The following is a 26,356-nucleotide window of genomic DNA, read 5'->3' as shown; positions in this document are numbered from 1 at the left end:
CGGATCGTGCCTGGGCATGACGAAGCTGATGGGGCTCGTTGACCGCTTTCGGATATGACTTTCCGGAAATAATAGGACGGTCGCTGTGCGGTCGGCCGAGCTGTATCCTCCGCGTTCGTGCAGACCAGCCCCCGTTCCGATACGGCGTCCCGAAGCCGGGCGCGTCACGGCGCGCCCCGCGAGACCGCCGCCACGCGACCTGTCTTCGTCGACCCTTCCGGTCGGCGGCAACGGCGGGTGCGCCGACTCGGCTGGCTGCTGGCTCTGCCCGCCGGCGCGTACGTCGCCCTGCTGCTGAGCGCCGCCCTCGGGGGTCCGACGGTCTCCGCGCCGTATCTTCCGCTCCCCGCGTCCGACCACCGCCCGGGTGTCTCGGGACCCGGCGTCTCCGGGCCCGACCGGGGCTCACCGACCTCGGTGAGCAGCCAGGGCAGCGCGCGACCCAGCCGTGCGGGGACCAGCACGACCGGAGCCGATGCCCGTCCGGCGCCGGCCGCCACGGCGACCGCTGTGGCGGTCACCACGCCTCCGGCCTCGGCGCCCAGCGCCAAGCCCTCCGCCGCGACGACGCCACCGGCTGCCCAGGCGACCCACGGCAAGAGCACGGCCACTCACCCCGCCCCGGCCCACAGCACTGGCGGCGGCCGCCCCTGACCCGGGCAGCCGATCCGCCGTCGAAGAGAGTCCCCCGATGTCGCACGCCCACACCCACGCCGCTACCCCTCGTTCCCGCAGGCGGGGTGACCGTCGGGGAGTCGCCCGCAACGCGCCGCTGCGCACCCACTGGCTGCTGCTGACGGTGCTCGTCCTGACGCTCAGCGCGGCCCTGCTCATCCAGGGCTACACGCAGCACACGTTCGGCATCAGCGATGACTCCGCATCGGCCGGTGGCCCTTCCGACCACGTGCCCGCCGGCGTCACCCACGGCGGTCCGGTGATCGACAGCGCGGCGGCCACGCCCCGCACCGCCCGCCCCCGGCCGCACACCATCGCCCTCACCTTCGACGACGGCCCTGACCCGACGTGGACGCCGAAGATCCTGGACGTGCTGCGACGCCACCACGTCCACGCCACCTTCTTCGTCGTCGGCACCGAGGTCGCCGCGCACCCGGAGGTGGTCCGGCGCATTCTCGCCGAGGGGCATCAGCTCGGCGTCCACACCTTCACGCACGCCGATCTCGCGGGCATCCCTCCCTGGCAGCGCTCGCTCGAGCTGCGTGAGGCCCAGCTGATGCTGGCCGGAGCCACCGGAAACACCAGCTCGCTGCTGCGCCCGCCGTACTCCTCCACCAACGAAGCCCTGGACAACCAGGATTGGGAGGCGATCCGGGCGGCCGGAGCGGATGGCTACCTGACCGTACTGAGCACGCTCGACAGCCAGGACTGGCAGCGGCCGGGGGCGGACCGGATCGTGTCCAACTCCCTGCCTCACGGGACCGCCGGCCAGATCCTGCTCATGCACGACGGCGGCGGGAACCGGGCCCAGACCGTCGCCGCCCTCGACCGGCTGCTGCCGAAGCTCGCCGCCCGCGGTTTCACCGTGACGACCGTCGGTGCCGCCGCGGACGTCCCGACGGCCGTCAAGCCGGTCGCGGCCAAGGACCACTGGCTGGGCCTCGGCCTCATCGCGGCACTCGACGGCAGCGCGTGGGCGCTGCGCATTCTCGGCTGGCTGCTGTACGCGGCCGGAGCGCTCGCGCTGTTGCGCGCCGGTGCGGTGCTGTTCGCCGCCCGGCGTCACATCCGCCGGCGCGGCACCGCGTGGGGGCACCCGGTCACCGCGCCCGTCAGCGTGATCGTGCCCGCCTACAACGAGAGCGCAGGCATCGAGGCCGCGGTCCGTTCGCTGCTTGCCTCCGACCACCCCGTCGAGGTCATCGTGGTGGACGACGGCTCCACGGACGGCACGGCCGACCTCGTGGAAGCGCTGCGTCTCCCCCACGTCCGCGTCATCCGCCAGGCGAATGCCGGCAAACCCGCGGCCCTCAACACCGGGATCGCCGCCGCCTCGCACGACCTGCTCGTCATGGTCGACGGCGACACGGTCTTCGAGCCCGATGCGGTCCGCATGCTGGTGCAACCCCTCGCCGACCCGCGGGTGGGCGCCGTCTCCGGCAACGCCAAGGTCATCAACCGCGGCGGGCTGCTGGGCCGTTGGCAGCACATCGAGTACGTCGTCGGCTTCAACCTCGACCGTCGGCTGTTCGATCTCGCCGAGTGCATGCCCACCGTCCCCGGGGCCGTCGGTGCGTTCCGGCGTGAAGCGCTGCTCCGGGTCGGCGGCGTCAGTGACGCCACGCTCGCCGAGGACACCGACCTGACCATGGCACTGTGCCGGGACGGCTGGCGGGTGGTCTACGAGGAGAACGCGATCGCCTGGACCGAGGCGCCCGCATCCCTCGGGGCGCTGTGGCGGCAGCGTTACCGCTGGTGCTACGGAACATTGCAGGCGATGTGGAAGCACCGGGGCGCCCTCGTCCAGTCCGGCGCGGCAGGCAAGCTGGGCCGGCGCGGCCTGGTGTATCTGCTGCTCTTTCAGGTCCTGCTGCCACTGCTGGCACCGGTCGTCGACATCTTCGCCGTATACGGGCTGATCTTCCTCGACCCGTTCCGCATCCTCGGACTGTGGCTGGCGTTCCTGGCCCTCCAGGCCGCGATGGGCTTCTACGCCTTCCGCCTCGATGGCGAAAGCTCCCGTCCGCTGTGGAGCCTGCCCCTGCAGCAGTTCGTCTACCGCCAACTGATGTACCTCGTGGTCATCCAATCGGTCGTGACCGCGACCGCGGGATCGCGGCTGCGCTGGCAGCGCATGGAGCGCTACGGCAGTCTCTCGGTACCCGTCCAGACGCCGACGCCGGAGCCTGGACCGGCGCAGCCCGTCTCCGCCGCCACCGCCACCGGCCTGGCCGACTCCTGGATCCGCGAGGCCCGCTCCCCCGGAGGTACGGCCGACGTTCCGTACCTCCACAACGGGCAGACACCGGGCCTGAGCCACGAGCACGGCGGACCGCCCTGGGACACCCGACCCGGCTGGTAACCCGTCTGGCAGTTCGGCCCCGTTAGCGTTTGGCCGCCGCCCGGATGCTCTCCTCCACGTCAGGAGTTGCGCGGAGCAATGAGGCCGGATTCGTAGGCCAGTACCACGAGTTGGGCGCGGTCGCGGGTGTGGAGCTTGGTCATGGCCCGGTTGATGTGGGTCTTCGCCGTCAGCGGGCTGATCACCATTCGGTCGGCGATCTGGTCGTTGGACAGCCCCTGCGCGACCAGGACGACGGCCTCGCGTTCGCGGCCGGTCAATTCGGCCAAGCCGGTGTCGGCGACGGCGGAGATCGGCTGGGTAACGTAACGGTTGATCAGCTTGCGGGTGATGGACGGCGCGAGCAGCGCGTCACCGCGGGCGGCGACACGCACAGCGTGCACGAAGTCGTCCGGCACGATGTCCTTCACGAGGAAACCGGCGGCGCCGGCACGCAGCGCGTCCAGGATGTACTCGTCCATCCCGTAGTTGGTGACGATGACCACGTGCACCTGAGCCAGGGCCGGGTCCGCGGCGATGCGCCGGGTGGCCTCGATGCCGTCGACGACCGGCATCTGGATATCAATCAGCACGACGTCGGGCAGGTGCTGTTCGGTCAGCGCCAGGCCCTCCGCGCCGTCGGCGGCCTCGGCCACCACCTCGATGTCGTCTTCGAGGTCGAGGAGTGCGCGGAATCCGCTGCGAATGAGCGGCTGGTCGTCGACCAGCAGGACACGGATCATGAGGTGTGGTCCAGGGGGAGTTCGGCTTGGACGGTGAAGCCGCGCTCGCTGCGCGGCTGCGCGAGCAGCCGTCCGCCGAGGGCGGTGACGCGTTCACGCATGCCGAGCAGACCCAGGCCGTGCTTCGGCACTGTGTCCGGCGTGGCCTTGCCGTCGTCATCGACCTGGATGGCGAGTGAGTCGGCCCGATAGTCGATGCGGACCGACGCGGTCGCGGCGGAGGCGTGCCGGGCGATGTTGGTCAGCGCCTCCTGAACGATCCGGTAGGCGGTCCGGCCCACCGCGGCCGGCAGGTCGGTCCGCGGTCCCTCGATCGTCAGCGTCGTCGCAAGGCCCGCGCTGTTCGCCTGCTCCACCAGCTCCGGGATGTGGTCGAGCCCGCGGGGCGGGGTGGTGTCGTCATCACGCAGCGCCTCCAGGGTGGCGCGCAGTTCCCGGGTCGCCTCACGTCCGGCTTCCTGGATGGCCAGCAGGGCCTCGGACACCTGTTCACCTCGCCTACGAGCGACGTGAACGGCGACCTCGGCCTGCACCTTGATGATCGAGATCTGGTGGGTGAGCGAATCATGCAGCTCCCGCGCGATGTGCAACCGCTCCTCATCCGCACGGCGCCGCGCGGTCTCCTCCCGGGTGCGCTCGGCTTCGTCCGCCCGTCGCTCGGCCTGCCGCAGCGCCTCCCCCGCGGCGAATGCGGCGATCAACCAGGCAACCTCGAGGACGTGGCGGGCCTGTGCCAACGCCTCGCCCGCAGGCCCGTCGTGGAAGACCAGGGCAGTGAGCTGAAGAGCGACCAACATGGTCACGGACGCCGCCACGGTGACGGCTCGGTGCCCGGCCCGCACCGCGCCGTACACCGCGACCAGGTACGGGACGGAGAGCACGTCAAAGCCGGCCGCCTGATACCCCACCGCACACAGCCCGGTAATGACCAGGACGGTCAGCGGAGCGCGGCGACGCGCGGCCAGCGCGAGGCCGCCGGCCGACAGCAGCGCGTAGCCGATCACGTCAGGGCTTGTGCCGGGGTGCGCCTTGGGCAGCCCGGTGCTCAGCAGCAGGGCCGCCACACCGAGGGCGATCGCCCAGTCTCCGACACCGGCCGGGACGCCGAACCGTCCTTTGGTCATGCGCGCACCTTAACCGGGTGTCGCTGCGGGCAAATCCCGCTCGTGGACGAGCGGGACGCCACCGCGCCCGCAGTATCCACACGGTTTCTGCCACATCCGCAGCAGGCGTCTGCGGCACGGGCGGCAGCGCAAAGTGCCTGCGTCTGCTGGACGACCGGCGGTGCGGTCGGCAGACATGCTCAAGGCACAGCGACACCTTGAAATTGCCGTGCAGAAGGGGAGAGACATGAGCGCATCAGACGTCTTGATGGCGGCTGCCGAGGGCGGAGTCATCGGCGATGGGCGGACGGGGGCCAACCTGGCCCTCGGGGTGGGGCTGGTCGGCGTGGCCATCGGCTGGCTGGCCCTCGCCCGTGCCGCCGCACGGATCAGCACCGGCAACGCGCGCACCGGCGCCATGTCGGCCATGGCGGCGGGGCTGGCCGGCACGATCCTGGCAGTGCTGCACCTGGCCACTTCCAGCGGCGGTCCCGGCACCGGCAACGGCCTCGTCGGAGCCATCGCGGCCATCCCATTGGGACTGATCGCCATCCTCCTCGGCCGCCGGGCGCTGACCCGCTCCCGCCGCACCGTACCGACCGGCTGACCACAGCGAATACGAGCGCGGCCGGACACGGTCGGCCGCGCGTCGCGAGACCGCGCCTGATGCCGTAGGCGACGGCACCAAGAGGGAGCACCGCAGCCCCGGAGATCACCGGAGACGGGCGGGGGCGAAAGCCAGTCTCCCGGAGTACTAGTTCAGCGAATAGCCATGGACAACTTTATAGATAGTTTACAATCTCCTCAAAGGATGACCTGCCCCTGCTCAAGGGGATGGCAAAACGGTTCGACAAGGTCTCATAGAAGGCCTAAGAGATCAGGGAGTCCAGCAGTCGCAGGCGTTGCGCAGAATCGGAGCCGTGTGCGGCGCCGAGGAAGACGACGCGCTGCCCGGAATTCTCCCCCACTTCCAAAGTTTCCTCGTTCAGAGTCAGGCGGCCGACCATTGGATGGTCGATCTCGTACACTCCGTGCGTACATCGACTGACTGGGTGGGCGGCCCAGAATCGGGAGAACTCCGAACTCTTAATGCTCAGCTCACCGATCAACTCGGCAAGCTGAGTGTCGTTAGACATGTCAGTGGTGGCCATTCGCAGGTAGGCAGCAACATCCCGGACCTGGTCGGCCCAGTTGACCATGAGGTCGCGCATCGCTGGTTCGAGGACCACCTGTTTGGCCAGGTTGACCCGCTGCCCCTGAGTTAGGCCGAAGAGCGCATAGCCGAGCCGGTTCGCGCCGAGCAGGTCCATATGTCGTCCGACGACCAGTGCCGCTTGCTCACTGTTGCTCCCGACCAGTGCGAGCAACGAGTCGCGGATCTTTTCGGGCCCGAGGTCTCGTTGGGCGAATTGCCCGGGTGAGGCCAGGCGCAGCAGGTGAAGTCGTTCGTTGTCTTTGAGGCGCAGCGCGTTGGCGATCGCTTCCATTACAGATTCGGAAATTTGGTGGCTTTCTCCCTGCTCGATGCGGGCGTAGTAATTCACACTCACACCCGCGAGCAAAGCCACCTCCTCGCGCCGCAGACCCGGAACCCGCCGAACTGTCCCGTATGTCGGAATATCCAACTCGGCAGGGGTCAGCGCCGCCCGCCGCGACCGCAGGAAGTCGCCGAGTTCCATGTTTCGCTGCTCGCTCATGCCCCCATCCTGCGCTTCCACCCTCGGGACAGCCAACCCACCCCATGGGTACCCACAACGTGGTGAGGCGCCGCACCCACCTGTTGGGCCAGTCTCTTGCACATGACCAAGCGGCCCACCTGCGTCACGCGGACCCGTCGCCGACGAGATTGTCGCCGCGCCGCGATGCTGCGTGGCACATGTGTGAGCACGCTGGCACTTGTCCCACCGAACTGCAGTAAATGATTGTGAGGGCACTCATGCATCAGAAGCTCACAGGTCAAGTCGCCCTGGTGACAGGCGGCTCGCGCGGGATGGGGGCAGCCATTGCCGCAAGGCTCGCGGCTGATGGCGCCGACGTGGCATTCAGTTACGCGGCCGACCCTGAGAAGGGCAAGAAGACCCTCGCGGCCATCGAAGCAACCGGCCGTCGCGGATTGGCTGTCCAGGCTGACCAGGCCGACCCCGCACGAGCACAGCATCTCGTCCGCCGAGTCGCCGATCACTTCGGTCGACTCGACATCCTTGTCAATAATGCGGGAGTTCATGTCACGGGAACAGTCGACGCGCCGGATCGCGACCAGAACCAATTCGACCGACAGTTGGCCATCAACCTTCAATCCGTTGTCAGTACGGTGGTCGCCGCGGCGCCCCTCCTGACGACGGGAGGGCGGATCGTCTCCATCGCCTCCAATGGATCCGCCACCACCAGGGTGCCTTTCCCTGGTCTCTCCGACTATCTGGCGACGAAGGCTGCGGTCGTCACCTACACCAAGGGCTGGGCGCGCGATCTCGCCCCACGCGGCATCACCGTCAACGCGATTCAGCCCGGCGCGATAGACACCGATATGAACCCAGCTGATGCGGAAGATGCCTCGTTCGTCACATCACTCACCCCGATGGGGCGGTTCGGGCGCCCCGAGGAGATTGCCGCCGCCGTCTCCTTCCTCGTCGGGCCGGAGGCTGCATTCATCACCGGAGCCAGCCTTCCGGTCGACGGCGGTTTCAGCTGCTGACCACCGCCGGCTTGTTCTTGCAGATCATCGAATTCGGCTGTTCTAACAACCGGACAATGTCCTGATTGCCGAGCAAGAGTCGTTGTGCCAGCGGCACCACATCCATTGACACAGCAACGGCTATCCGATGGCGGCCGAACAATTTGCATCGACCTTTCCGAGGGTCCGCCGACGGAGTCGGCGGACCCTCTCGCGGACCAATGCTGGGGAAGGCACATGCGCTCCCCACCCGAGCGTCGTTCCTCGCTGGATCGAAGAGTGCGTTGTCGAGAGGATAGACAGAAAGTAGTCGCCTCTTGATCAGTCGCGATAGATGTGCTCAAGAATTGCCGCGATCCTGACGTCGGCGCCGGGCCGGGCCGGGCCGCGGGGAGGACGCCGCCGACGGCGAAGCCGAAGTAGGCCCGCGCGTCCATCCTGCGGGACCACGGGAGGCGCCCGCGGATACCGACTCGGACTGGACGCACCGGCTACGAGTCGTCCAAGCTCGCGTGACAGCGTGGGCAGGGCGTCACGTCGGGCATACGGAACGCAATCTCGACCTCACGCGGGGTGAGCCAATCGCCGGCTGCGTCCGGGCAGTCACCGCGGTGGACCACACCACGGAGCGTCCCGCCCCTGGGTACGTGCTGGAGGCGAAAGCCGACTGCAAAGGAGCCCTCGCGTTCTGCTGACGTAGGTGCGGAGGGCTCACCTGACTCTTCGGTCTCGCGGATCTTGGCGTCGACCGCGTCAATCTGTAGCTGCAGGTAGAGGCGGATCACGTGCAAGGCATCCAGATCAGGAGGCAGGTCACCCACATGACAACTCTAACCTCGCGCTTTCAGGAGTGCGGGTGTCCGAGGCTTGATCAAATAAGCGAGGAGTGCTGCTGACCTGGGACGATGGGACTTGTCTAGGGTCCTGTTCGTCGTCAGGAAAGCTGCACTCCTCAGGTGAAGAAGAGTATCGGGTCCTACCCGCATGTCCGTGTCGAGGGCGGCGGTCGTGGGGTGGCCTCCCAAGCGGGTGGTGTGTTGCTCGTCGAAACGCTCCGCAAGACCGGTCTCGACCGGGCGATATCGACAGCGTTGACGCCGTGGCGCAAGCCGCGGGCGGTGCACAACCCGGGCAAGATCCTGCTCGACGTAGCGCTCGCGGTCGCGCTGGGCGGGGACTGCCTGGCCGACGTCGGCATGCTGCGGGCCGAGCCCGCGGTGTTCGGGTCGGTTGCCTCCGACCCGACCGTGTCCCGGCTGATCGACACCCTTGCCGCAGGCGGCGAACGCGCTCTGGCCGCGATCCGCACAGCCCGTGCCCGAGTGCGCGAGCACGTCTGGCAGGTGGCCGGCCCCGCGGCACCGGACGCGGGCGGGCAGGTGACCGTGGACCTGGACGGGGTGCTGGTCATCGCGCACTCCGACAAGCAGGACGCCGCCGCGACGTGGAAGAAGACCTTCGGGCACCACCCGCTGATGGCCTTCGTCGACCACGGCCCGGGCGGATCCGGCGAGCCGGTCGCAGGTCTGCTGCGGCCGGGGAACGCGGGCTCCAACACCGCCGCCGACCACATCGAAGCCGCCCGACTCGCCCTGGCCCAGCTCCCGAAGCGGTTCCGGCGCGGACGGCAGACCCTGATCCGCACCGACTCCGGCGGCGGCACCCACGCGTTCCTGGCCTGGCTCGCCCAGCCGGGCCGGTGGCTGTCGTACTCGGTCGGCATGACCATCACCGAGCAGATTCACCAGGCCGTCCTCAAGGTGCCCGCCTCGGCCTGGACACCGGCCATAGAACCGGGCGGCGAGATCCGCGACGGCGCCTGGATCGCCGAACTCACCGGGAACATCCTCACCGGCTGGCCGAAGGGGATGCGGCTGGTCGTCCGCAAAGAACGACCCCACCCCGGAGCGCAGTTGCGCATCACCGACGCCGACGGCATGCGGCTCACCTGCTTCGCCACCAACACCCCCGACGTCCCGATCGCCGAACTGGAGCTGCGGCACCGCCGACGGGCACGCGCCGAAGACCGCATCCGTGCCGCACGCGCCACCGGCCTACGGAACCTCCCCCTCCACGACACCGCCCAGAACCAGATCTGGCTGGAGATCGTCCAGATCGCCCTGGACCTGCTCGCCTGGATGCCGATGCTCGCCCTCACCGGCCCCGCCCGTTGCTGGGAACCCCGCCGGCTGCGGCTCCGGCTGTTCTCCACCGCCGCCCAACTCGTCACCACCGGACGGCGCCGCATCCTCCGCCTCGCCGCCCACTGACCCTGGACCGACCTGATCACCCAAGCCCTGCACCGCCTCGCAGCCCTGCCGAACCCAGGCTGACCAGCAAACTTCCCACCCCTACGAACGCACCACCCCGACCGGAGCCGTGGAACCCGGCGCCCACCCGACGCGACAGCCGGGCCCACCGCCTGCCCACCACCAGCCCGAACACCGAAACGGCCCGCCAGAAGAAACCGACGGACCGTCACGAAACATCGAGGCTAATGGCGGTCAGTGGGTTGAGCGAGCGGAGCCGGAGGGGCACCCCTTCAGTGACAGCCACTCGGCGACGAAGTGCCCCGCCCGAATCGCTCAGTTGTCAATCGCCTGAGTGAGAATGGCAGTTGCCGCAGGCCCTGTTGTCGGCGGCAACTCGTTATGCGACGCAGTGCCTCTCAAAGCAGATGAAGCTGCGGGGCCGGGCGTGCGGCTGGCTGGGCGCAGGCACGCGGTGCCGGCGGTAGCCCGCACAAGTGGGGCGACCCCGCCGTGGACAGGGCGGTGAACGCCGACGAGGTCGCGCGGAGCGCCCGACCGGTCCTCACCACGTAACCGGACGGGCTGCTGGGCCCGAGGATCCGTGGCCGCGTCTTCGGCATGGCGGGATACCTGATGCCCTTCGCCCAGACCAACAGCTACGTCCAGAGTTTCGGCTTCTGGGGCGGCCGGTGGGAGATGAGCTAGGACGCGATCGATCCCTTCGGATTTCATAAACTGGTGGAGCCCCCCAAGGACACGGGTGGCATCTGCGACCCGAATGCGGGGAACTGCGCCTGAGACATGCGAGTTCCAGTGACACCCCGGTACCGGCCGGCTGGCCAACCGCGCCGGGTGCCGGTGCCAATTCTGCCCGGCACCCGGTCACTGGGCCGCCAGCTGAGCCGCCTGGTAGGCGTCCCACAGCGGCTGCACCACCGTGCACTGACGAGCGGCCCCATCCCGGCACGTGGAGCACGAGGTGGCATGGTCCAGCCACGCCCGGTACGCCGCCTGAACCGCCTGGTTCACCTGCGCCACACGGGCCCGAACCACGGCACCGGGCCCCGAGCCGGTCTCCAGCCAGCGCTCCGTGAACCCGGACTCCCCCATGACCAAAAACTCCTCAACCTCACCGGATCCCGCATCCGGCCGGCCCCAGCAGCAGACCCCCAATGTATCGACACGTTGCCCGGCACATCTCGAACTGTCGCATCATCTGCACATCTCCGGCGACTTGACAGTGCAACTGGCCGGATCCTTTCGCCCCGTACCCCCTGCGGCAACGAGGAACCCGACTCGCGCGATCCCCGCCGGGCAGCACCTAATACGCGAGCACGAGCGCCCGGGCTCCCCCATCCACTCCACCCGCCCCGCGGCCCCGCACCAGACCGGGCGGCCCTCCCACCAGGGCCATCCCCGATCGCGCACAGCAACCCCACCTGACCAAAGCCTCAGCCCCCTGCCCCCAGTGCCGGCACCCTCCCCCGGACCGCCCACACTCACCCTCCGGCGCCGGCAGCCGTGCGGAGCCCGCCATCGTTATGAGACGCCGGCAGCACACGGAACGTGCGGCCACATCAGCACCAGGGCCGGAAAACGCGTCCGAGAATGCTGATAGGGCTCGTTGAAGTTGGTTCTGGCCGCAGTTTGGTGAAAGGCACTGCCCGGGCAAGACCTGGGCCGCCAAAGTGAAGTGCGATCCGGCTCGGCAGGCCGTAGCGTCCTGGGATGAGCAGCTTCAACACGCACCACAGACGGGTCTACGACGAAGGCCTGCCCGCGCGTGTCCGGCATACAAATCTGAGGTCGTGCCTTGTCCACTTCGCGCCTTACGGCTTCCGAGCCACCTATCACCACCTCTGCCTCAGCGCTGGCATTCCCAAGAATCCGGAGAAGGATCCGAACTCGCTGATACGCGCCGTCGCGGAGCTGCACCACGCCCGACAGCTCTGGCTCGCTGACGAACGTGGTGCCTATGCCAACAGCCGCCGGACAAAGCACGTGGCTTTCGGCAGGCGAAAGCAGACCAGTCATGGCGAGGCTGGCAGCGTGGGTGGGGGAACATTGCCTACTGCCCCGAGCCGACGATCCATCCCGGCGAGCCGCTGCCGGTGGTCGTCGAGCGGGTACTCAGTTCGCCGGTCCCGCTCGATGAAGCTCCTGCCCTGACGTGCCGGGTATGCGGAAACCCGAACAACACCAGCGACTGGCACGACGGCCTCCATTGGATCCATCAGCTGTGCAGGCAATGCGGGGTCAGCCTCGCAGTGCAGCCCGCCGACGCACCCGACCCGCAGTTGGCAGCCGATCACGCCCGGCAGTGGATAGAAATCTGGAGGCTGCGCAACGAATCCCCTCGCAATCGGAGCTGAGTTTCCGCACGAAGGTGGCGTCACGGTCAATGCACACGCCGTCTGGTCCATCGACCACAGGGCCACGGCGCAACCTGCCGAAACAACCCGCACCCTGAAAGGGATGCACCCCGGCCGGGCACCCACCTCAGTGATGCGTGATCGCGCCGGGGCCGGCCGGGAAGCGTCAGCCCAGCCCCAGCCGGGGTATCTCCCGCCCCGGGGAACGGTCCATCACCATCAGCAGGCCCGCATCGCGTGTCCTTGCGTAGGCGGCCTCGTCAATGACGTCCAGCTGGAACCAGACCGCCTTGGCACCGATCGCCACCGCCTGGTCCGCGATACCCCCGGCAAGGGCGGAGTTGACGAACACGTCCACCACATCCACCGCAAAAGGGATCTCCGTCAGCGACGCAAAACCCGGCTCGCCGTGCACCGTCTCGGCCTTCGGGTGCACGGGCACCACCCTCTTACCCAGACGCTGCAACTTCCCGGCCACGCGATAAGCGGCCCGTTCGGGATTGTCAGACAAACCCACCACAGCCCACGTATCGCCGGCAGCAGTCAGGATCCGCCTGATCGTCGCGTCATCGCCATACACCGTCATACCCGACACCCCCTGCGCTCCGCACCGCTTACCGCCAAGCACACGATCACGGGAAGAGCCAGGTCCTTGGACTTCGTCTGCCACATGCAACAACCCTAACCCGCCGGAATACTGTATGCAATGACGCGTGCTGAGCTCCCGCCCCGATGAACGGCAGCCGCCCCCGCGCCGATGCATTGGACGGGGCCTCTCCGTGAACGGAACCCAACACCCCACCCGCGCCCGGGCACTGACCCCGCGCACTGTCCCCCACCCCGATGGGTCGCCGCAGGGCCGACTCCCACCCGGCAACACACCACCCGTCGGACCGAGGTACCGGGAGCTTCACCCGGTCAGGAGGCCGCGGCCTGGCCCACTGCAAGGAACCGGCGAACAACCTCACGCACACCTTCGACGAGAAGGCGGCCTCCAGCGCGGCCGTGAGCAGCCCGCCACAACCGATCGCGCGCCTCCCCCTCCAGCGCCACCAACCGAACCGTGCGCCGGCAACAAGCAGTGGCCTTCCCGACAAGGCACAGCGCATCGGGTTGGCCCACGAAGCGCTCGTGGGCGTCAGGCGTAACTCGACTTTGTTCCTCTGCGCCCGGGCCCGGATCACACCCGGAAGAAGCCGGGCCTGCCGTTCCGGGTGGAGTGTGGTGCACGCACACATGGTGCCCGGCCCGGTCCGCCACCCGCTGCGGGCGGCGGACCCATGGGCAAGGTCAGTTCAGGTCCCGGACCGTTCGGAGGCCAGCAGGTCGCACAGTTCGGCCACCGCCTCGCGGAGCCTGTCGGCGAATGCGCGCATCTGGTCGGCCTCCGGCAGCGGTGTGCTCAGGTAGAGGTGGAACCGCTCGGGCAGCAGGACATAGGCGACTCCGATGCAGCGGCTGCTGGTCGACCCGAAGCCGAAGTACTGGATGCTGGCGGACGGGGCGGAGCTGGTGCTCAGGTAGTCGTCCCGCATCGTCAGCCAGCCCGGGGTCCGGTACAGCGCGGGCTGCTCGGTCACTCCCAGCTCTGCCCCGCGCCGGCGCTGGATCAGTTCCAGCTCCCACAGGTGCTGCTCGGGCACCTGCCCTGCCTGACACTCTTTCGCGCGTTCCGCATGCCTGCCTGCGGCGGCCCGGAACGCGGCGCGCCGGGTCGCCGCGTCCGCCGCCGGGTCGTCCATCGCGGTCACGAAGGCGCGCATCTCGGGGGTGACGACGCGCATCGCCTCGGTCCGCCCGTGGCGGTACTGGCGGGTGGCGATCGATTCGTACGTGGCGCCCAGCAGCCCCTTGGCGCGCCAGTGGGCGAGCTGGTAGGCGACCTGGACGAAGGCGTCCGGCGACGCGCCCAGCGCCTTGGCCGTGTTGCTGCCGAAGTCGCTGAAGGAGACGGTGGTGGTGGCGGTGTTCTCCCCGTATGCGGCGAACGCTTCGGCGGCGGAGCGCACCTGGGCGCGCAGGGCGTCGTCCAGCTCGAATACGATGGGCTCCAGGGCCGGTTGGCCCTGGGGGCGGGCTACTGACTGCCGGGACTGCTCCTCGGCCGGGGTGCCGAGCAGGGCATCGGTGAAACTGAGAATGGTGGTGCCGTCCAGCTCGCAGTGTTCGACGTTGATGCCTGCCCGTCCGTCGGCGAACACGATCACGGACACGGCCTTGTCGAACCAGCGGTTGCCGCGGTCTCCGTAGAGCAGCTCGTCGCAGGCGTCCTGGATGTCCGAGGGCGCGAAATCCTCCAGGCAGACGCAGAACAGCGCGGTCTCGATGTCGTCCAGTGCCTGCGCGTTGGACGGGTGGCGGGCGAGGAGGGACTCGCGGGTGGCCGCCCATTCGGCGCGGGCCATGGTGGTGAGGTGGCCCACCGAGGTGTCCGGGCCGGCCGGCTCGGAGCCGGCCTTCATCACGGCGCGCAGGCCGGTCTCGAGGTCGTCCAGGCTGTGCGGGACGCCGTCGGGGCCGAGTACGTCCAGCCGGAACATGCTTCCCCGGTGGAAGACGACGATGTGGCGGGCCCTGGACGGGCCGGGCGACTGCTCGCTGTAGGGGGCGCGGACGATGTCCTGCTGCGCGCCGGGGATCCGGGTGGTGGAGAACAGGAACTTGTTCTGCACCATCGACTGGGGCCGGCCGCGCAGGGTCACCGGCGGGATGAGCTCCTGGTCGAGCTGCCGCTTGTAGTTGAGGGCCGAGGCGATGAGTCCGGCCGCCCGCTCCACCTGCGCCTGGCCGGTGTCCTGGAACAGGAAGAAGAAGTTGGCGTTGAGCGCGATCCGGTCCCTGCGGCCCAGGTAGCGGTACGGCCAGAAGGTGTCGAGCCAGCTGTGGACGCCGTCTGTGGCGTCGTACTCCTCCAGCGCGGCGTGCAGCACCCGGCCGGGGCTGTCAGGCCGCAGGAAGGCGGCCACCTCCGCCTCGGTCGCTGCCAGTTCCTCGGCGGTCAGCAGCGGCGCGCACCACGCGAGGAACCTCTCGCAGCTCGCCTCCAGCGTCGGCAGCGGCACGCGCGGCAGGCCGTCCTCCTGGGCGAAGGTCGCGACCGCTGCGCTTTCCTGACTGGTGTTCAATTCTGCTCTCTTCTCGAATCGTGCGGACCTGTGGTGTCCTCGCGGGAGGCGAGCCCTCCGGCCTGAGGCCCCGGTGTGCCGTCGTCCGGCCGGGAGATGTAGAGCTGTGCGTGGAGCCAGCCTTCCGCCTCCAGACCCCGAGCATCCACCCCGGCGGCCGACATCGTCTCGAGTACGAGGGCCTGTTCCTCCGGGGAGGCGAACCGTCGCTGTTTGAAGGCCTCGTCGACCCGGATCGTTCGGTACCCCAGTTCGGCCAGGGCGCGTTCGACGGGATCGAACGGGAACATCCGGAGCACGAAGTGCGCCATCCAGGGCCTGCGGCCGCCCTGCGCCCGGACCACGTGGGTGAGCGTCCGCTCGGTGACGTATCCGAGGCACCCCGTGGAGATGATCAGGTCCGTCCCGGCGAGCTGGGCGCGCTGCGGGGGCGTGGGGTCGTGCCGCTCCAGGTCGGCTTGCACCACGGCGTCGAGGAATCCGGCCTCGAGCGCGTAGGACAGCGCGCTGCCGGAGGTGTCCAGGCCGACGAAGCGGATGTCCTGCGCGGGCCGCCGGGACCGGGCCAGCTCCCGGTCCCGGGCCAGGAGCTCCGTGCGCGTCCGGGCATCGGCCGTGGTCGCGGCACCGCCTTCCGCGTCGCAGTAGCGCGCGTACAGCTCGTCCATGGTCGCGTCGTACTTCAGCAGGGCGGCGTTGATCCCGTAACTGCAGCCGATGTCCAGTACCTGCGGCACCGCGACGTGCCGGGACTCCCGGTACTCCTTGATGAGCTTGGCGAAGTAGGGCTTGGCGTGTTGCGGCACGCAGTAGCCGAGCGGGCGGAGCTCGCGGAAATAGCTGCGCGGATCGGGCTGGGTGTAGATGTGGTCAAGGGAGACCTTTCCGGTCGTGTCGAAACGCACGGGGCTCTCTTCCTCCGTGGATTGCAGAGTGGGGGAAACGGCCGGCGACTGCGGGATCTCGCCGCCCGTTAGTCCAGCAGCCGGTCGCCCCGTACGGCCCGGCCCTCGGCCGCCAGGTGCTCGGGCAGGACCCGGCCGAAGAGCTGCCGGGTCCGGGCCACGCTCCCGATGACGCCGGGGCGCTCGCTGTAGGCGAAGATCGCGGAGTGGCGCGCGGCCTCGCCGCGCACGGGGCTCACGCGGTGCAGGGAGTAGCGGCCCTTGAACAGCTGCAGGTCGCCCGGTTGCAGGGCGAGCCGCCGGATCACATGCTCGCCCCCGCCGTCCAGCACGTGCCGTACGTCGTCGAAGCACTCGTTCTGGGCGGACCTGATGTTGGGGCAGTACTCGAAGACGCCGCCGGCCTGCGCCTCCTGCGTGAGCATGCTCACGGTGAACTCGTTGGTGTCGAAGTGCCACGGGTGCTCCATGCCCGGCAGGACGACGTTGAGGACCAGTCCGGAGAGCGGGTCGGCCAGCTCGTGCAGCCGAGGGAGTCCGAAGCAGCGGGCGACGAAGTCCTGGAACGCCGTGTCGGAGTAGAGCCGGCTGATGAGGGAGCTCGCGGGGACACGGTCCCGGGCGACGAAGGCGTTGCCCCGCTGGAACGTCCTGCGGCCGGGGTGGTCCTGCGGCAGCTGCGAGTCCACCGCGATGTTGTAGACGTTGACCGTTTCGACGTCGAAGTGCGCCATGGGGGCGATGGCCGAGCACTCCTGCCGCAGGACGTCGCGGAGCGACGGGCGGATGAAGTCGGGGAGGACGGTGCAGCCGAGAGCGGCCAGTTCGCGCCGGGCGTGGGAGACCACCGCCCGCCCTCCGGCGCTGTCGAGTTCTGTCAGGGGATACCGAGCGGTGTCGACCACTTGGTCAAGCGCGATGGCTTTCGAGGTGCTCATGCGACCCTCTCCGCGTGCGGGCAGACCGTCCTGGGGGATGCTCGATCCCCCCTGGCTCGTCGGCAACTCCATCGAGAGGTACCCGGGTTGAAGCTCTCATAGTGGCCGCGACGTTGTCTGTAACACACGACACTGGGTGGTCGAGTCCGCCCAGCCGCCCGGTCGCCGGTCCGCAGGGGTGCAGAGGTTCTTCCACCGGTGCCGGCGGTTCGCTGACCTGACCGCAGCGGGGAGGGCCCGGCGGAAGGCCTCGCCGTCCGCGCCGGAGCCGTCTCGGCAGACGGTCCCGACGCCGGGGTGCCGGCGCAGTCACCGCTCAGGGCGTCGGCGTCGCGGCCCGGGAGTACGTCGACCCGTTCCCCGGTCTCGACGTCGGTCGGAATCGGCGGCGTAGCAGTGGCGGCGCTTGAGCGCGAAGTCGTCGACGCCGACACGCGCGGCAATCGCAGCAGGCGGCGTTAGCCGGGCGGTCGACCGGGAGATCGCCACGGTGTCAGGGGGCGGGAGAGGCGAGGCACCGCCCGCCCCGTTAACTCCATGGCCACTGAGCCGAGTTGGTCGGCGAGTCGGCGTGTGCGCCGCTGGCAGCGTTCGATCAGTCCGGGCAGGACCTGTTCACGGAACGTCTGCTGGGGGCAGCCCAGGACCAGGCAGACCAGGCGCCGGCCCCGTACCGACACCACGACCCGGCCGCCGTCCGCCGGCACATCGGCCTCGGTACGTCGGTGGAAGCCATGCACCCCGAGCGTCGGCTTCCCGCACGCAGGCCACGGCACCGGCTGGTCCCGGGTCCGGATCGACACCCGGATGACCTCGGCCTCGTCCGCCACCCCCTCGACGACCGGCGACGAAGGTCCCGAAGGTGGCAGCGCGCGGTGCGGGCCCGCGGGTCCGTAGGGGCTCCACCGTTTCGCGGGGTCCGGACCTCGATGGGTAAGGCCGCCGCCCCGATCAGGCGTTGACGTACACCCGGGTCACGAATTCCGCGATCTGCGTGTCTGTGAGGTTGCGCGCGAGGTCGGCTTCGCTGATCATGCCGACCAGTTGGTGCCCCTGTTCCGTGTCGATCACCGGCAGACGCTTGATCTGATGCTGCTCCATCACCTGCAATGCCTCATCGGCACCGGCGCTCGCGTCGATCCAGCGCAGGTTTCCGGCAAGGGTTCCCGCCTGTACCGTTGCCGGGTCGATGCCCTCTGCGTCGCACTGGACGACTATGTCGCGGTCGGTGATCAGGCCCGTGAGCCTGTTGTCGTCCCCGCAGATGGGCAGGCATCCGACGTTCAGGTCGCGCATCATCTTTGCCGCTTCCTGAAGCGACTGGTGCGCGCCGACGCATTGGACTCCGCCGGACATGATGTCCCTGGCGGTGAGCTGGTCGTTGCCCTTCATGGCTTTCTCCTTCGCCCGCGAAGGCGGCGCGCGGTCCAGGGTTGCACGTGCCTGCGTTCCTGGCTGTCCGGTCCGGTTGCCAGCGGATGCTCATGAGGCTGCCCGGAGACATCTCGTCGATCGTTTCGTACGCCCTGGCGTCGCTCCGGGCCCCTGCTGCAACCTGTCGTTGAGGGGGAAGGGCGCGCTTTCGAAGGCACCCCTCTTTCCAGGATCGGCTCCGTCCATACGGCTCGCATCTGCAGGGGACCTGTCCTGCTGCGGTCTGTGGCATATGCGTCCCGCGGTGTGGTGCAACCCGGCTCGGCCGTGCGGTGGTGGTCGTCGGGTGTCTTTCACTATCCGCCGGTCAGAGCGGGGGTTCCAGGGCCTGAACAACGACGCCGTGATCCTCACCGGCTGCCGAGTGGCCGCAGCAAGCCGCTGACCCTCACCCAGAAAGCCGAGGCCGCGCTGACGGCGCCGACGGGATCAGTCCGGAAGCACAAGGTCGCGCGGCGGATTGACGTAGCCCCCTCTCGGAGAAAGGCCACGGATCCACCCCCGCTCACAGGGATGGATCCGTGGCCTTTCGGGACGTGGGGCGACTGGAGGGTGTCCGCCGCTCAGGCGCAGACCGCCGCGGGCGTCTCGCATTCGGCGGTCTCGCCGGTGGCATTCGCCCGGTGCCCGACCGCCGCCAGGGCGTCCTTGACCTCCCGCGCCACGCGGGCCGCGTCCTCGGGGTTGTTCACCACATCGGTGTGATTCATGTCGACGACGAGGACCTCGCTGGCCGAGTAGTGCTTGTGCACCCAGTCGTCGTAGCCGGACCACAGCGTCCGGTAGTACTCGACGAGGCTCTCGTCCTGTTCGAAATCTCGGCCCCGCAGCCCGATACGGTGCAGCACCGTCTCGAAGTCCGCCTTGAGATAGACCATGAGATCGGGTGCCTTGCGGTACGGCAGGCCGTCGATCTCGCGCATCATCTCGTCGAGCAGCCCCTCGTACACCCGCATCTCGAGGGAGCTGATCCGGCCCAGGTCGTGGTTGACCTTGGCGAAGTACCAGTCCTCGTAGATGGACCGGTCGAGGACGTTGTCGCCCTGCCTGTACGCCTCCTTGATCGAGGCGAACCGCGTCTGCAGGAAGTAGAGCTGAAGCAGGAAGGGGTACCGCTTGGCCTGGATCTCCTCGGGGCTCGCCGTGTAGAAGAGCGGAAGGATCGGATTGTCTTCCACGCTCTCGTAGAAGACTTCGCTGCCCAGTTCCTTGGCGAGCAGTTCGGCCACACTCGTCTTGCCGATTCCGATCATGCCTCCGACGCAGATCACTGACATACCTCACATCTCCGTGGCGGGTCTTCTGTTCACGGGCGGGTGGGCAGGGCGCCCCAGACCACTTGGACGCGCGTCGGCGGTCACGCGATTCCCGGGATCTTCATGATCAGCGTCGTGTCGTCCCCGTCCGGACCCAGGCCCTGACGCCGGCCGCTCTCCTCGACCGGCCGGCCTGGCCGTTCCGCAGTCGCCACACAGCAACGAGCCGCAGCCCCCCGCGGCCGCCCTGAAGTTTAACTGATCGTTTCAGAATGACGTACGGGAGACGTCGCAGGCAGACGATGCTGCGGGCGAGTTCCGGCAGGCCCTGGCGGAGGCCGGCGCGGCGCTCGTCACGGGTCCGGAGGCGCTTGGACTGTGGAGCCGGGCAGAGGTCCCCTCGACGACCAGCGGATCGCGCCCGGGCCGGATTCGGGCGCGACGCCGCGTCGCGCGATTCAGGAGGCCGACTCCCCGAGCGCGCTCCCGGTACTACACGGTCGAAGGCGCCCCCTCACTTCGGCGAGCTCTTTCAGGCGGTGCCCCATTGGCGAAGTTGCAGGGCGATCTCCTTGACGGACTTCTCGCCGGAGATGGCGTCGCGGACCAGGACAGCGGCGTCCTTGGGCGGGTAGGTCAGGGTGTGGCCGTTCACGCGGAGGAACGCGACTGCGGCGAGCCATCCGAACTGGCCGTTGGAGTGCTCGAGGGCCGGGAGCCTCACCAGGGTGTGGAGCAGCGCGGCAGCCTTGAGCCAGATCGAGCCGTAGACATCCCGGCCCATGGCCTCCGCGCGGTGGCGGGCGACCGCGGCGGGAAGTACTCCCAAGTCGTCGGCCTGCGGGTCGCCGAGAATGTGCTCGGCGACCTGCAGCAGCATCGGCACCTCCGCGTAGATCACCCCGTCGGGGCGGGGTGTGCTCACGCGGCGGTCCCGTGTGCCTGGTCGCCGTCGAGCTCGGCCAGGCGGCGGCCGGCCTCCGCCTCCGCGGAGCGGCGCTCCTCGTTCGGACGTCCGTCCTCCGGCAGGATCTCGGCGAACGCGTCCTTGACGTGGGCGTGCGCCTCCACCGCGGCCTGCAGGAATTCGTTCGGGACGGCGTTGGCGAAGCTGAGGGCGGCCCGGCGGATGTACTCGCGGGTGGACAGGCCCGCGGCCGTGGCCGCACGGCGCACCTGGTCCAGTTCGTCATCGTCCGCGAAGGGGACGTTCATACCCTTGGATGTCGGCATGTACTGACGGTACCGCCAGTACAACCGGGGCGCGAGTGGTTCAGTGCTTCCGGGCCAGGTCCGCACCGTGTCAGGAGAGACGGCGAGACGAACCGCACCCCAGCCCCTCTGCGGATCCGGCCCCGTCCGAGCGGGGAGAGGCCTCCGGGAGGTTCTGCCCGCGGTCGATCCCCCACGACGAACGTCCCGCGCACCCGTCCGCCGTGGGGCCATGGGCGAGGGCCCGCGGCTGTACATGCCCCGAGGTGGGGCGGGCACGGCGTCTGCCGCCCCACCCCGATTACCGTTGCGGCTTTGCCTTCGACAGGATGAACCCATGACCGAGATCCAGACCCCCCGCCTGCTCCTGCGCCGCTGGCAGGACGACGACCTGGTCCCCATGGCCGAGATCAACGGCGACCCGCAGGTGATGCGCTGGGTCGGCGACGGCTCCGTACGCGACCTGGAACATACGGCGGAAGCCATCGAGCGGTGGGAGGAGGAGTGGGACGAGGAGGGCTTCGGTCTCTTCGCCGTCGAGATGCTGGCCTCGGGTGAACTGGCCGGTTTCACCGGCCTGTCCCTGCCGGAATTCCTGCCGGAGGTGATGCCCGAGGTGTCCGTCTGCTGGCGGCTGGGCACGCAGTTCTGGGGTCAGGGCTACGCCTCGGAGGCCGCCCACGCCACGATGGAGTTCGCGCTCCAGGACCGTGGCCTGGAACGCCTGATCGGCATCGCCCGGATCGGCGACGACGCCTCGGAGAACGTCATGCGCAAACTCGGCATGGCGCCGCAACGCGAAACCACGCACCCGGAGTACGGTTTCCCGCTGCGCGTCCACGCCATCGACCTCACCGAATTCCACGCCTGAGCCCGACCGGCCGTCCCCGCCAAGAGGCCGGGACACGCCAGCACAGGCCGCGGTCGGCCACCGGCCTCTATCGACAGCATGCGGTCGACCGGCCTGCGGAGACACCTGGACCGCGACTGCCACACAGCGGCCGGCCCGCAGGCCGTCCCGTGCAAGGCGCGCAGCCCCCGCCGGCGCGGGCCCGGGAGCGGCTCCCGGGCCCGCGTCGCGCGTCGGCGGGTGTCGGCGTGCGTGCCAGGCAACTGGGGACGCGCCGATTCACAGACGACGTTCAGCCCAGCCGTGCGTCAAAGGCCAACGCCCGCGCCAGCTCCTCGACACGCCGCTCGGCGAGGCCCCTGGAGACGAACCAGGCACCCACGTTGCGGACATCGCGCTCCAGGAAGGACAGACCCCGCGGGTTCGCGACGACGTCGACGATCTGCGGCACATCGATGACGACCAGTCGGCCCTCGTGGACAAGGATGTTGTAGGCCGACAGGTCGCCGTGCGCATAGCCGTCACGCGCGAGCACGGACAAGCTGCGGCCCAGTTGCTCCCACAGATCCTCCAGATCGACTTCTTCCGAGCGGAGCTGGGCGAGACGTGGCGCGGCCGTCCCCGACCGGTCGCCGATGAACTCCATCAGGATCTCGGTCCCGAGGATCTGCACGGGGTACGGCACGGCCACCCCCGCCGACCACAGCCGCGACAACGCCGCGAACTCGGCGCCGGCCCACTGGCCGGCGATGGCCTCCTTGCCGAAAGCCGTGCGCTTGGCCATCGCCCGGCTGATCCGGGACTCCTTGTGGGCACGCCCTTCCAGGTATCCGGAGTCGCGGTGGAACATGCGGTGCTGTCCGTCGCGGTAGCGTTTGGCGGCCATCAGGGTGCGGCGGTCGGTTCCGGGCACCGCCCGTTCGATCAGGAAGACGTCGGCCTCTTTGCCGGTCTTGACGATCCCGAGTTCGAAGTCGACGGCGGCCAGGTCCGTCACCACCCACGCGGGGCGCGGCTCGGGGCCCTTCTCGGTCGGGGTCGACCGATCCCAGGTGGACCAGCGGTCACCCTCGGCAGGGCCGTCGGTTGAGGGGCCGGGAGTTGGTTCCTCGAGGATGTCCTCGTCGTCTTCGGCACCGGTCTCGAAGACGGTGGAACCGGCGTCCGCGGTGCTGCGGGCATCCCCGACCGCCGAGGGCCGGCGTGCCGCGTACTCGGGGAAGGCCTCCTCGAAGGCCTCGTCAGCGTCGCGGTGACCACGTCGTCTGGTGCCCTTGGGGCGGATACGGGTGAAGGACTCGCCGTCGGCAAAGCGCTCACGCATGGTGATGATCTCCAGTGGAAGGACCCACCGAACGGAGCGTCAGCGAACGCGCGTCGTCAGCCGGTGGGCAGGTAGCGAGAAAAGGCGTCTGGCGCGCACACACGAGCGCGCCGCGTCAGGGCGGCGTCCACGAAGACGCACCTCCTCTCCCACTACGCCGGGCCGTTATTCACGCCCGGCACTCCAGATCGGCACGATCTTAACCAGCCCCGCACACCGCGCAACCGGTTTTCTCAGGCCCCCGCAGGCACGGCTTGACGATCAATCGCCCCGAGGAGCTGCCGGAGGGGACGACCCCGCATTGCGCGGGCGCTCCCGGGCACCGGGTACGCCGTCGTCCCGGCCGGTCCGGAAGGGCTTCGCCGCGGCTGCGGACGGGCGCCGCCCCGCGCGGGACCGCGGACCGCCGGGGAAATCGGACCGGGCGGGTAAACTCGTGGGGAAGTGCGATCCGCGGACGTCGGTACCCCGGCGCCGGCACGCACGACGCAGCTCGACCCCACGCCGTACGGACGGGACCACCCGCTGTCGGTCACCGTCTTGTCTTCGGCTCGTTCTGGCGACTCCCCGGCCGCGCATCCACCGGGAATTCCCTCGATGCGTGCCCCGTCGAGGAAGGTTCGCCCATGAACCGTACGCCCCGGAACGACCAGCGCTCCGGCCAGACCGGCCGTTCCCGCCCGCAGATTCCCGGCCGCTCCGGCGGCAAGGGGCGCCCCACGTCCCCACAGGGCGAGTTCGCGGCACCCGCGACGACGACCCCGGCCCTGCCGCCGATGACGGCGTTCACCGAGCTCCGGCTCCCGCCGGCCCTGCTGAAGACCCTGACCGACCTCGGCGTGGACGAACCGTTCCCCATCCAGGCCGCCACCCTGCCGGACGCGCTGGCCGGCCGGGACGTGCTCGGCCGGGGACGCACCGGCTCGGGCAAGACCCTGGCCTTCGGCCTGCCGCTCCTGACCCGTACAGCCGGGCAGCGTGCCGAGCCCAAGCGGCCCCGCGCACTGGTCCTGGTGCCCACCCGTGAACTGGCGCAGCAGGTCACCGAAGCACTCACCCCCTACGCCCGGGCGCTGGACCTCAGGCTCGCCACCGTGGTCGGCGGCCTCTCGATCGGCCGGCAGGTCGGAGCGATCCGGGCGGGGGCCGAGGTCGTCGTCGCCACGCCCGGACGTCTGAGCGACCTCGTCGCGCGCCGTGACTGCCACCTGGACCACGTGCGGATCACGGTCCTGGACGAGGCGGACCAGATGGCCGACCTGGGGTTCATGCCGCAGGTCACCGAGCTGCTGGACCAGGTGCGGGCCGGCGGCCAGCGGATGCTGTTCTCGGCCACCCTCGACAACAACATCGACCTCCTGGTCCGTCGCTACCTGACCGATCCGGTGGTCCACTCGGTCGACCCCTCGGCCGCGACCGTCGTCGCCATGGAACACCACGTGCTGTACGTCCACGCCGCCGACAAGTACGCCACCGCCACCGAGATCGCCGCCCGTGACGGCCGGGTGATCATGTTCCTGGACACCAAGCACGCGGTCGACCAGTTCACCAGGCACCTCGAGGGTTCCGGTGTCGCGGCGGCGGGCCTGCACAGCGGGAAGTCCCAGCCGCAGCGCACCCGGGCCCTCGCCCGGTTCAAGAACGGCGAGGTGACGACCCTGGTGGCCACCAACGTCGCCGCCCGCGGCATTCACATCGACGACCTGGACCTCGTAGTCAACGTCGATCCTCCCGGTGACGCCAAGGACTACCTCCACCGCGGCGGGCGGACCGCGCGGGCCGGCCGGTCCGGCCGGGTGGTGACCCTCGTGACCACTCACCAGCGCCCCGACATGACCCGGCTCATGTCCGACGCGGGCATCCGGCCGACGGTCACCCAGGTGCGTTCCGGCGACGCGGCGCTGAGCCGGATCACCGGGGCCAAGGCCCCGTCCGGCGTTCCCGTCGCCGGCGCACCGGCCGCGCAGGCGCCGGCACGCGGTGGCGCCCCGTTCCGCGGCCTGGGCACACGCCCCGGCCGGGAGTCGCGCAAAACGGCCGAGGCCCGCCAGATGGCCGCGGCCCGCGAGGCCGCCCGCATCCGCCGGGGCAACTGACCCCACGCACGCTGCGCCGGCCCACCCGTCGACGCGCCGCCATTCGGCGTGCTCGTCCGGAGGCGGGCGTCCGGCAAGCGGCATCGGTACGAAGGCCGTCGAGCAGGAACGCGACGCCGCGGCGCCAGACATCGGGTGCGGCGCTCGCGGAGGCACGGGCGAGTAGGGCGTTGGTCGACGCTCTGCACACGGCGATGCGTTCCGACTTCGCCGCGAACAGAGCGCCGGGGCAGCGGCGTTCACCGAGAAGACGGCTCCATCAGCAGAGGTCGGTGGTGAGCGACGGGGCATACTGTCCGTCGTGACGACGTATGACCACATCGGCGCGACCTACAGTCACACGCGGCGACCGGATCCCCGGATCGCTGCCCAAATCCACGAGGCGCTCGGCGATGCCGCCACCGTCATCAACGTGGGTGCCGGCGCCGGCTCCTACGAACCACCGGCAACGGTGCTGGCGGTTGAACCCAGTTCCTTGATGATCGCCCAACGCCCGACCGGATTCGCGCGGGCCCTGCAGGCATCGGCGGAGTCGATTCCCATCGCCGACGACTCGGCCGACGCGGTGATGGCGCTGCTGACCGTGCACCACTGGACCGACCTGGAAGCCGGCATCGGGGAACTCCTTCGGATCGCCCGGCAGCGCGTCGTCGTCTTCACGTGGGACCAGGACATCTTCCGCAGGTTCTGGCTGCTGGACGAATACCTGCCAGAGGTGGCCGCGTTCGACGGCAGACGGGCCGTCCCGATCGACCGGATGGTTGCGCTGCTCGGAGGCGCGCGCATCGAGACGGTCCCGGTCCCGCACGACTGCACCGACGGATTCGGCGCCGCCTTCTGGCGCCGACCTGAGGCGTACCTCAACCCGAAAGTGCGATCCGGCATATCGATGCTCGCCCAGACCGGTGAGGAGGTCCTCCGCCCGGGCCTGGCCCGGCTGTCCAGCGACCTGTCTTCCGGGCTGTGGCACGAACGCCATGCTGACCTGCTGAACCGCGAAACGCTCGACGTGGGCTACCGACTTCTCGTAGCCGACCTGTAGGAACAGGCGGGGGCAGG

The 26,356-nt window shown here is 69.5% G+C and carries 20 protein-coding genes and 3 pseudogenes; 8 read left to right on the top strand and 15 right to left on the bottom strand.

Annotation, left to right across the window (positions count from 1 at the left end; translation table 11 throughout):
* Positions 1-117 precede the first annotated feature (117 nt).
* Together OG937_44650 and OG937_44645 are read left to right on the top strand one after the other, a co-directional pair.
* Positions 118-654 carry a hypothetical protein gene (locus OG937_44650; protein ID WUD78309.1) on the top strand — a complete coding sequence of 179 codons (537 nt, stop codon included), beginning with the start codon at positions 118-120 and terminating at the stop codon, positions 652-654.
* A 37-nt stretch (positions 655-691) separates the two neighbouring features.
* Complete coding sequence (locus OG937_44645) at positions 692-3,037, top strand: bifunctional polysaccharide deacetylase/glycosyltransferase family 2 protein (protein WUD78308.1); 2,346 nt, start codon at positions 692-694, stop codon at positions 3,035-3,037.
* Between the two features lie 59 nt (positions 3,038-3,096).
* On the opposite strand, the gene OG937_44640 is transcribed toward OG937_44645, so the two are convergent.
* Both OG937_44640 and OG937_44635 read right to left on the bottom strand, forming a co-directional pair.
* Positions 3,097-3,759 carry a response regulator transcription factor gene (locus OG937_44640; GenBank protein ID WUD78307.1) on the bottom strand — a complete coding sequence of 221 codons (663 nt, stop codon included), beginning with the start codon at positions 3,757-3,759 and terminating at the stop codon, positions 3,097-3,099.
* On the bottom strand, positions 3,756-4,883 hold the full coding sequence (locus OG937_44635; GenBank protein ID WUD78306.1) for a sensor histidine kinase: 1,128 nt from the start codon (positions 4,881-4,883) through the stop codon (positions 3,756-3,758). The genes OG937_44640 and OG937_44635 overlap by 4 nt, the downstream gene beginning before the upstream one ends.
* Positions 4,884-5,109: 226 nt before the next feature.
* Between OG937_44635 and OG937_44630 the strand changes: the two genes are divergently transcribed.
* The gene (locus OG937_44630; GenBank protein WUD78305.1) at positions 5,110-5,469 is read left to right on the top strand and encodes a DUF6223 family protein; all 360 of its coding nucleotides are present in this window, start codon (positions 5,110-5,112) and stop codon (positions 5,467-5,469) included.
* Positions 5,470-5,731: 262 nt separating this feature from the next.
* Here OG937_44630 and OG937_44625 read toward each other — a convergent pair whose 3' ends face one another.
* Entirely contained in the window at positions 5,732-6,559 is an 828-nt protein-coding gene (locus OG937_44625; protein WUD78304.1) for a helix-turn-helix transcriptional regulator, read from the bottom strand.
* A gap of 239 nt (positions 6,560-6,798) precedes the next feature.
* Here OG937_44625 and OG937_44620 point away from each other — a divergent pair, with 239 nt between their 5' ends.
* Positions 6,799-7,554 (top strand): SDR family oxidoreductase, encoded by a 756-nt coding sequence (locus tag OG937_44620; GenBank protein ID WUD78303.1) that lies wholly within the window; start codon positions 6,799-6,801, stop codon positions 7,552-7,554.
* Positions 7,555-8,489: 935 nt separating this feature from the next.
* A pseudogene (locus OG937_44615) lies at positions 8,490-9,866 on the top strand (IS1380 family transposase).
* 801 nt (positions 9,867-10,667) lie between these two features.
* On the opposite strand, the gene OG937_44610 reads toward OG937_44615, so the two are convergent.
* From OG937_44610 to OG937_44560, 11 genes and pseudogenes are all read right to left on the bottom strand, one after another.
* A complete protein-coding gene (locus tag OG937_44610; GenBank protein WUD78302.1) occupies positions 10,668-10,895 on the bottom strand; it encodes a hypothetical protein in 228 nt (75 codons plus the stop codon).
* Between the two features lie 1,428 nt (positions 10,896-12,323).
* Positions 12,324-12,737 carry a CoA-binding protein gene (locus tag OG937_44605; GenBank protein WUD79075.1) on the bottom strand — a complete coding sequence of 138 codons (414 nt, stop codon included), beginning with the start codon at positions 12,735-12,737 and terminating at the stop codon, positions 12,324-12,326.
* 715 nt (positions 12,738-13,452) lie between these two features.
* Entirely contained in the window at positions 13,453-15,282 is a 1,830-nt protein-coding gene (locus OG937_44600) for a choline/carnitine O-acyltransferase (GenBank protein ID WUD78301.1), read from the bottom strand.
* Entirely contained in the window at positions 15,279-16,187 is a 909-nt protein-coding gene (locus OG937_44595) for a class I SAM-dependent methyltransferase (GenBank protein ID WUD78300.1), read from the bottom strand. The genes OG937_44600 and OG937_44595 overlap by 4 nt, the downstream gene beginning before the upstream one ends.
* 68 nt (positions 16,188-16,255) lie before the next feature.
* Positions 16,256-17,125, bottom strand: coding sequence for an arpA protein (locus OG937_44590; GenBank protein WUD78299.1), 870 nt, complete (start codon positions 17,123-17,125; stop codon positions 16,256-16,258).
* Positions 17,126-17,305: 180 nt separating this feature from the next.
* Positions 17,306-17,994 (bottom strand): annotated as a pseudogene (locus OG937_44585) (transposase).
* Between the two features lie 82 nt (positions 17,995-18,076).
* Complete coding sequence (locus tag OG937_44580; protein WUD78298.1) at positions 18,077-18,517, bottom strand: CBS domain-containing protein; 441 nt, start codon at positions 18,515-18,517, stop codon at positions 18,077-18,079.
* 605 nt (positions 18,518-19,122) lie between these two features.
* On the bottom strand, positions 19,123-19,836 hold the full coding sequence (locus tag OG937_44575) for a deoxynucleoside kinase (protein ID WUD78297.1): 714 nt from the start codon (positions 19,834-19,836) through the stop codon (positions 19,123-19,125).
* Between the two features lie 262 nt (positions 19,837-20,098).
* Positions 20,099-20,273 (bottom strand): annotated as a pseudogene (locus OG937_44570) (IS5/IS1182 family transposase).
* Positions 20,274-20,347: 74 nt separating this feature from the next.
* Positions 20,348-20,695 carry a fic family toxin-antitoxin system, toxin component gene (locus tag OG937_44565; protein ID WUD79074.1) on the bottom strand — a complete coding sequence of 116 codons (348 nt, stop codon included), beginning with the start codon at positions 20,693-20,695 and terminating at the stop codon, positions 20,348-20,350.
* Positions 20,696-20,736: 41 nt separating this feature from the next.
* Positions 20,737-21,048, bottom strand: coding sequence for a hypothetical protein (locus OG937_44560; GenBank protein WUD78296.1), 312 nt, complete (start codon positions 21,046-21,048; stop codon positions 20,737-20,739).
* Positions 21,049-21,364: 316 nt separating this feature from the next.
* Between OG937_44560 and OG937_44555 the strand changes: the two genes are divergently transcribed.
* Positions 21,365-21,898 carry a GNAT family N-acetyltransferase gene (locus tag OG937_44555; protein ID WUD78295.1) on the top strand — a complete coding sequence of 178 codons (534 nt, stop codon included), beginning with the start codon at positions 21,365-21,367 and terminating at the stop codon, positions 21,896-21,898.
* A 271-nt stretch (positions 21,899-22,169) separates the two neighbouring features.
* Here the strand turns inward: OG937_44555 and OG937_44550 are convergent, their stop codons facing one another.
* On the bottom strand, positions 22,170-23,201 hold the full coding sequence (locus OG937_44550; GenBank protein ID WUD78294.1) for an RIO-like kinase: 1,032 nt from the start codon (positions 23,199-23,201) through the stop codon (positions 22,170-22,172).
* Between the two features lie 626 nt (positions 23,202-23,827).
* Here OG937_44550 and OG937_44545 point away from each other — a divergent pair.
* Together OG937_44545 and OG937_44540 are read left to right on the top strand one after the other, a co-directional pair.
* A complete protein-coding gene (locus OG937_44545; GenBank protein WUD78293.1) occupies positions 23,828-25,297 on the top strand; it encodes a DEAD/DEAH box helicase in 1,470 nt (489 codons plus the stop codon).
* 301 nt (positions 25,298-25,598) lie between these two features.
* Positions 25,599-26,339 carry a class I SAM-dependent methyltransferase gene (locus OG937_44540; protein WUD78292.1) on the top strand — a complete coding sequence of 247 codons (741 nt, stop codon included), beginning with the start codon at positions 25,599-25,601 and terminating at the stop codon, positions 26,337-26,339.
* Positions 26,340-26,356: the final 17 nt, after the last annotated feature.

The organism is Streptomyces sp. NBC_00510 (assembly GCA_036013505.1).
Classification (GTDB): Bacteria; Actinomycetota; Actinomycetes; order Streptomycetales; family Streptomycetaceae; genus Actinacidiphila.
The sequence above is the reverse complement of the archived record's forward strand: the minus strand, read 5'-3'. Positions and strand labels throughout refer to the sequence as shown.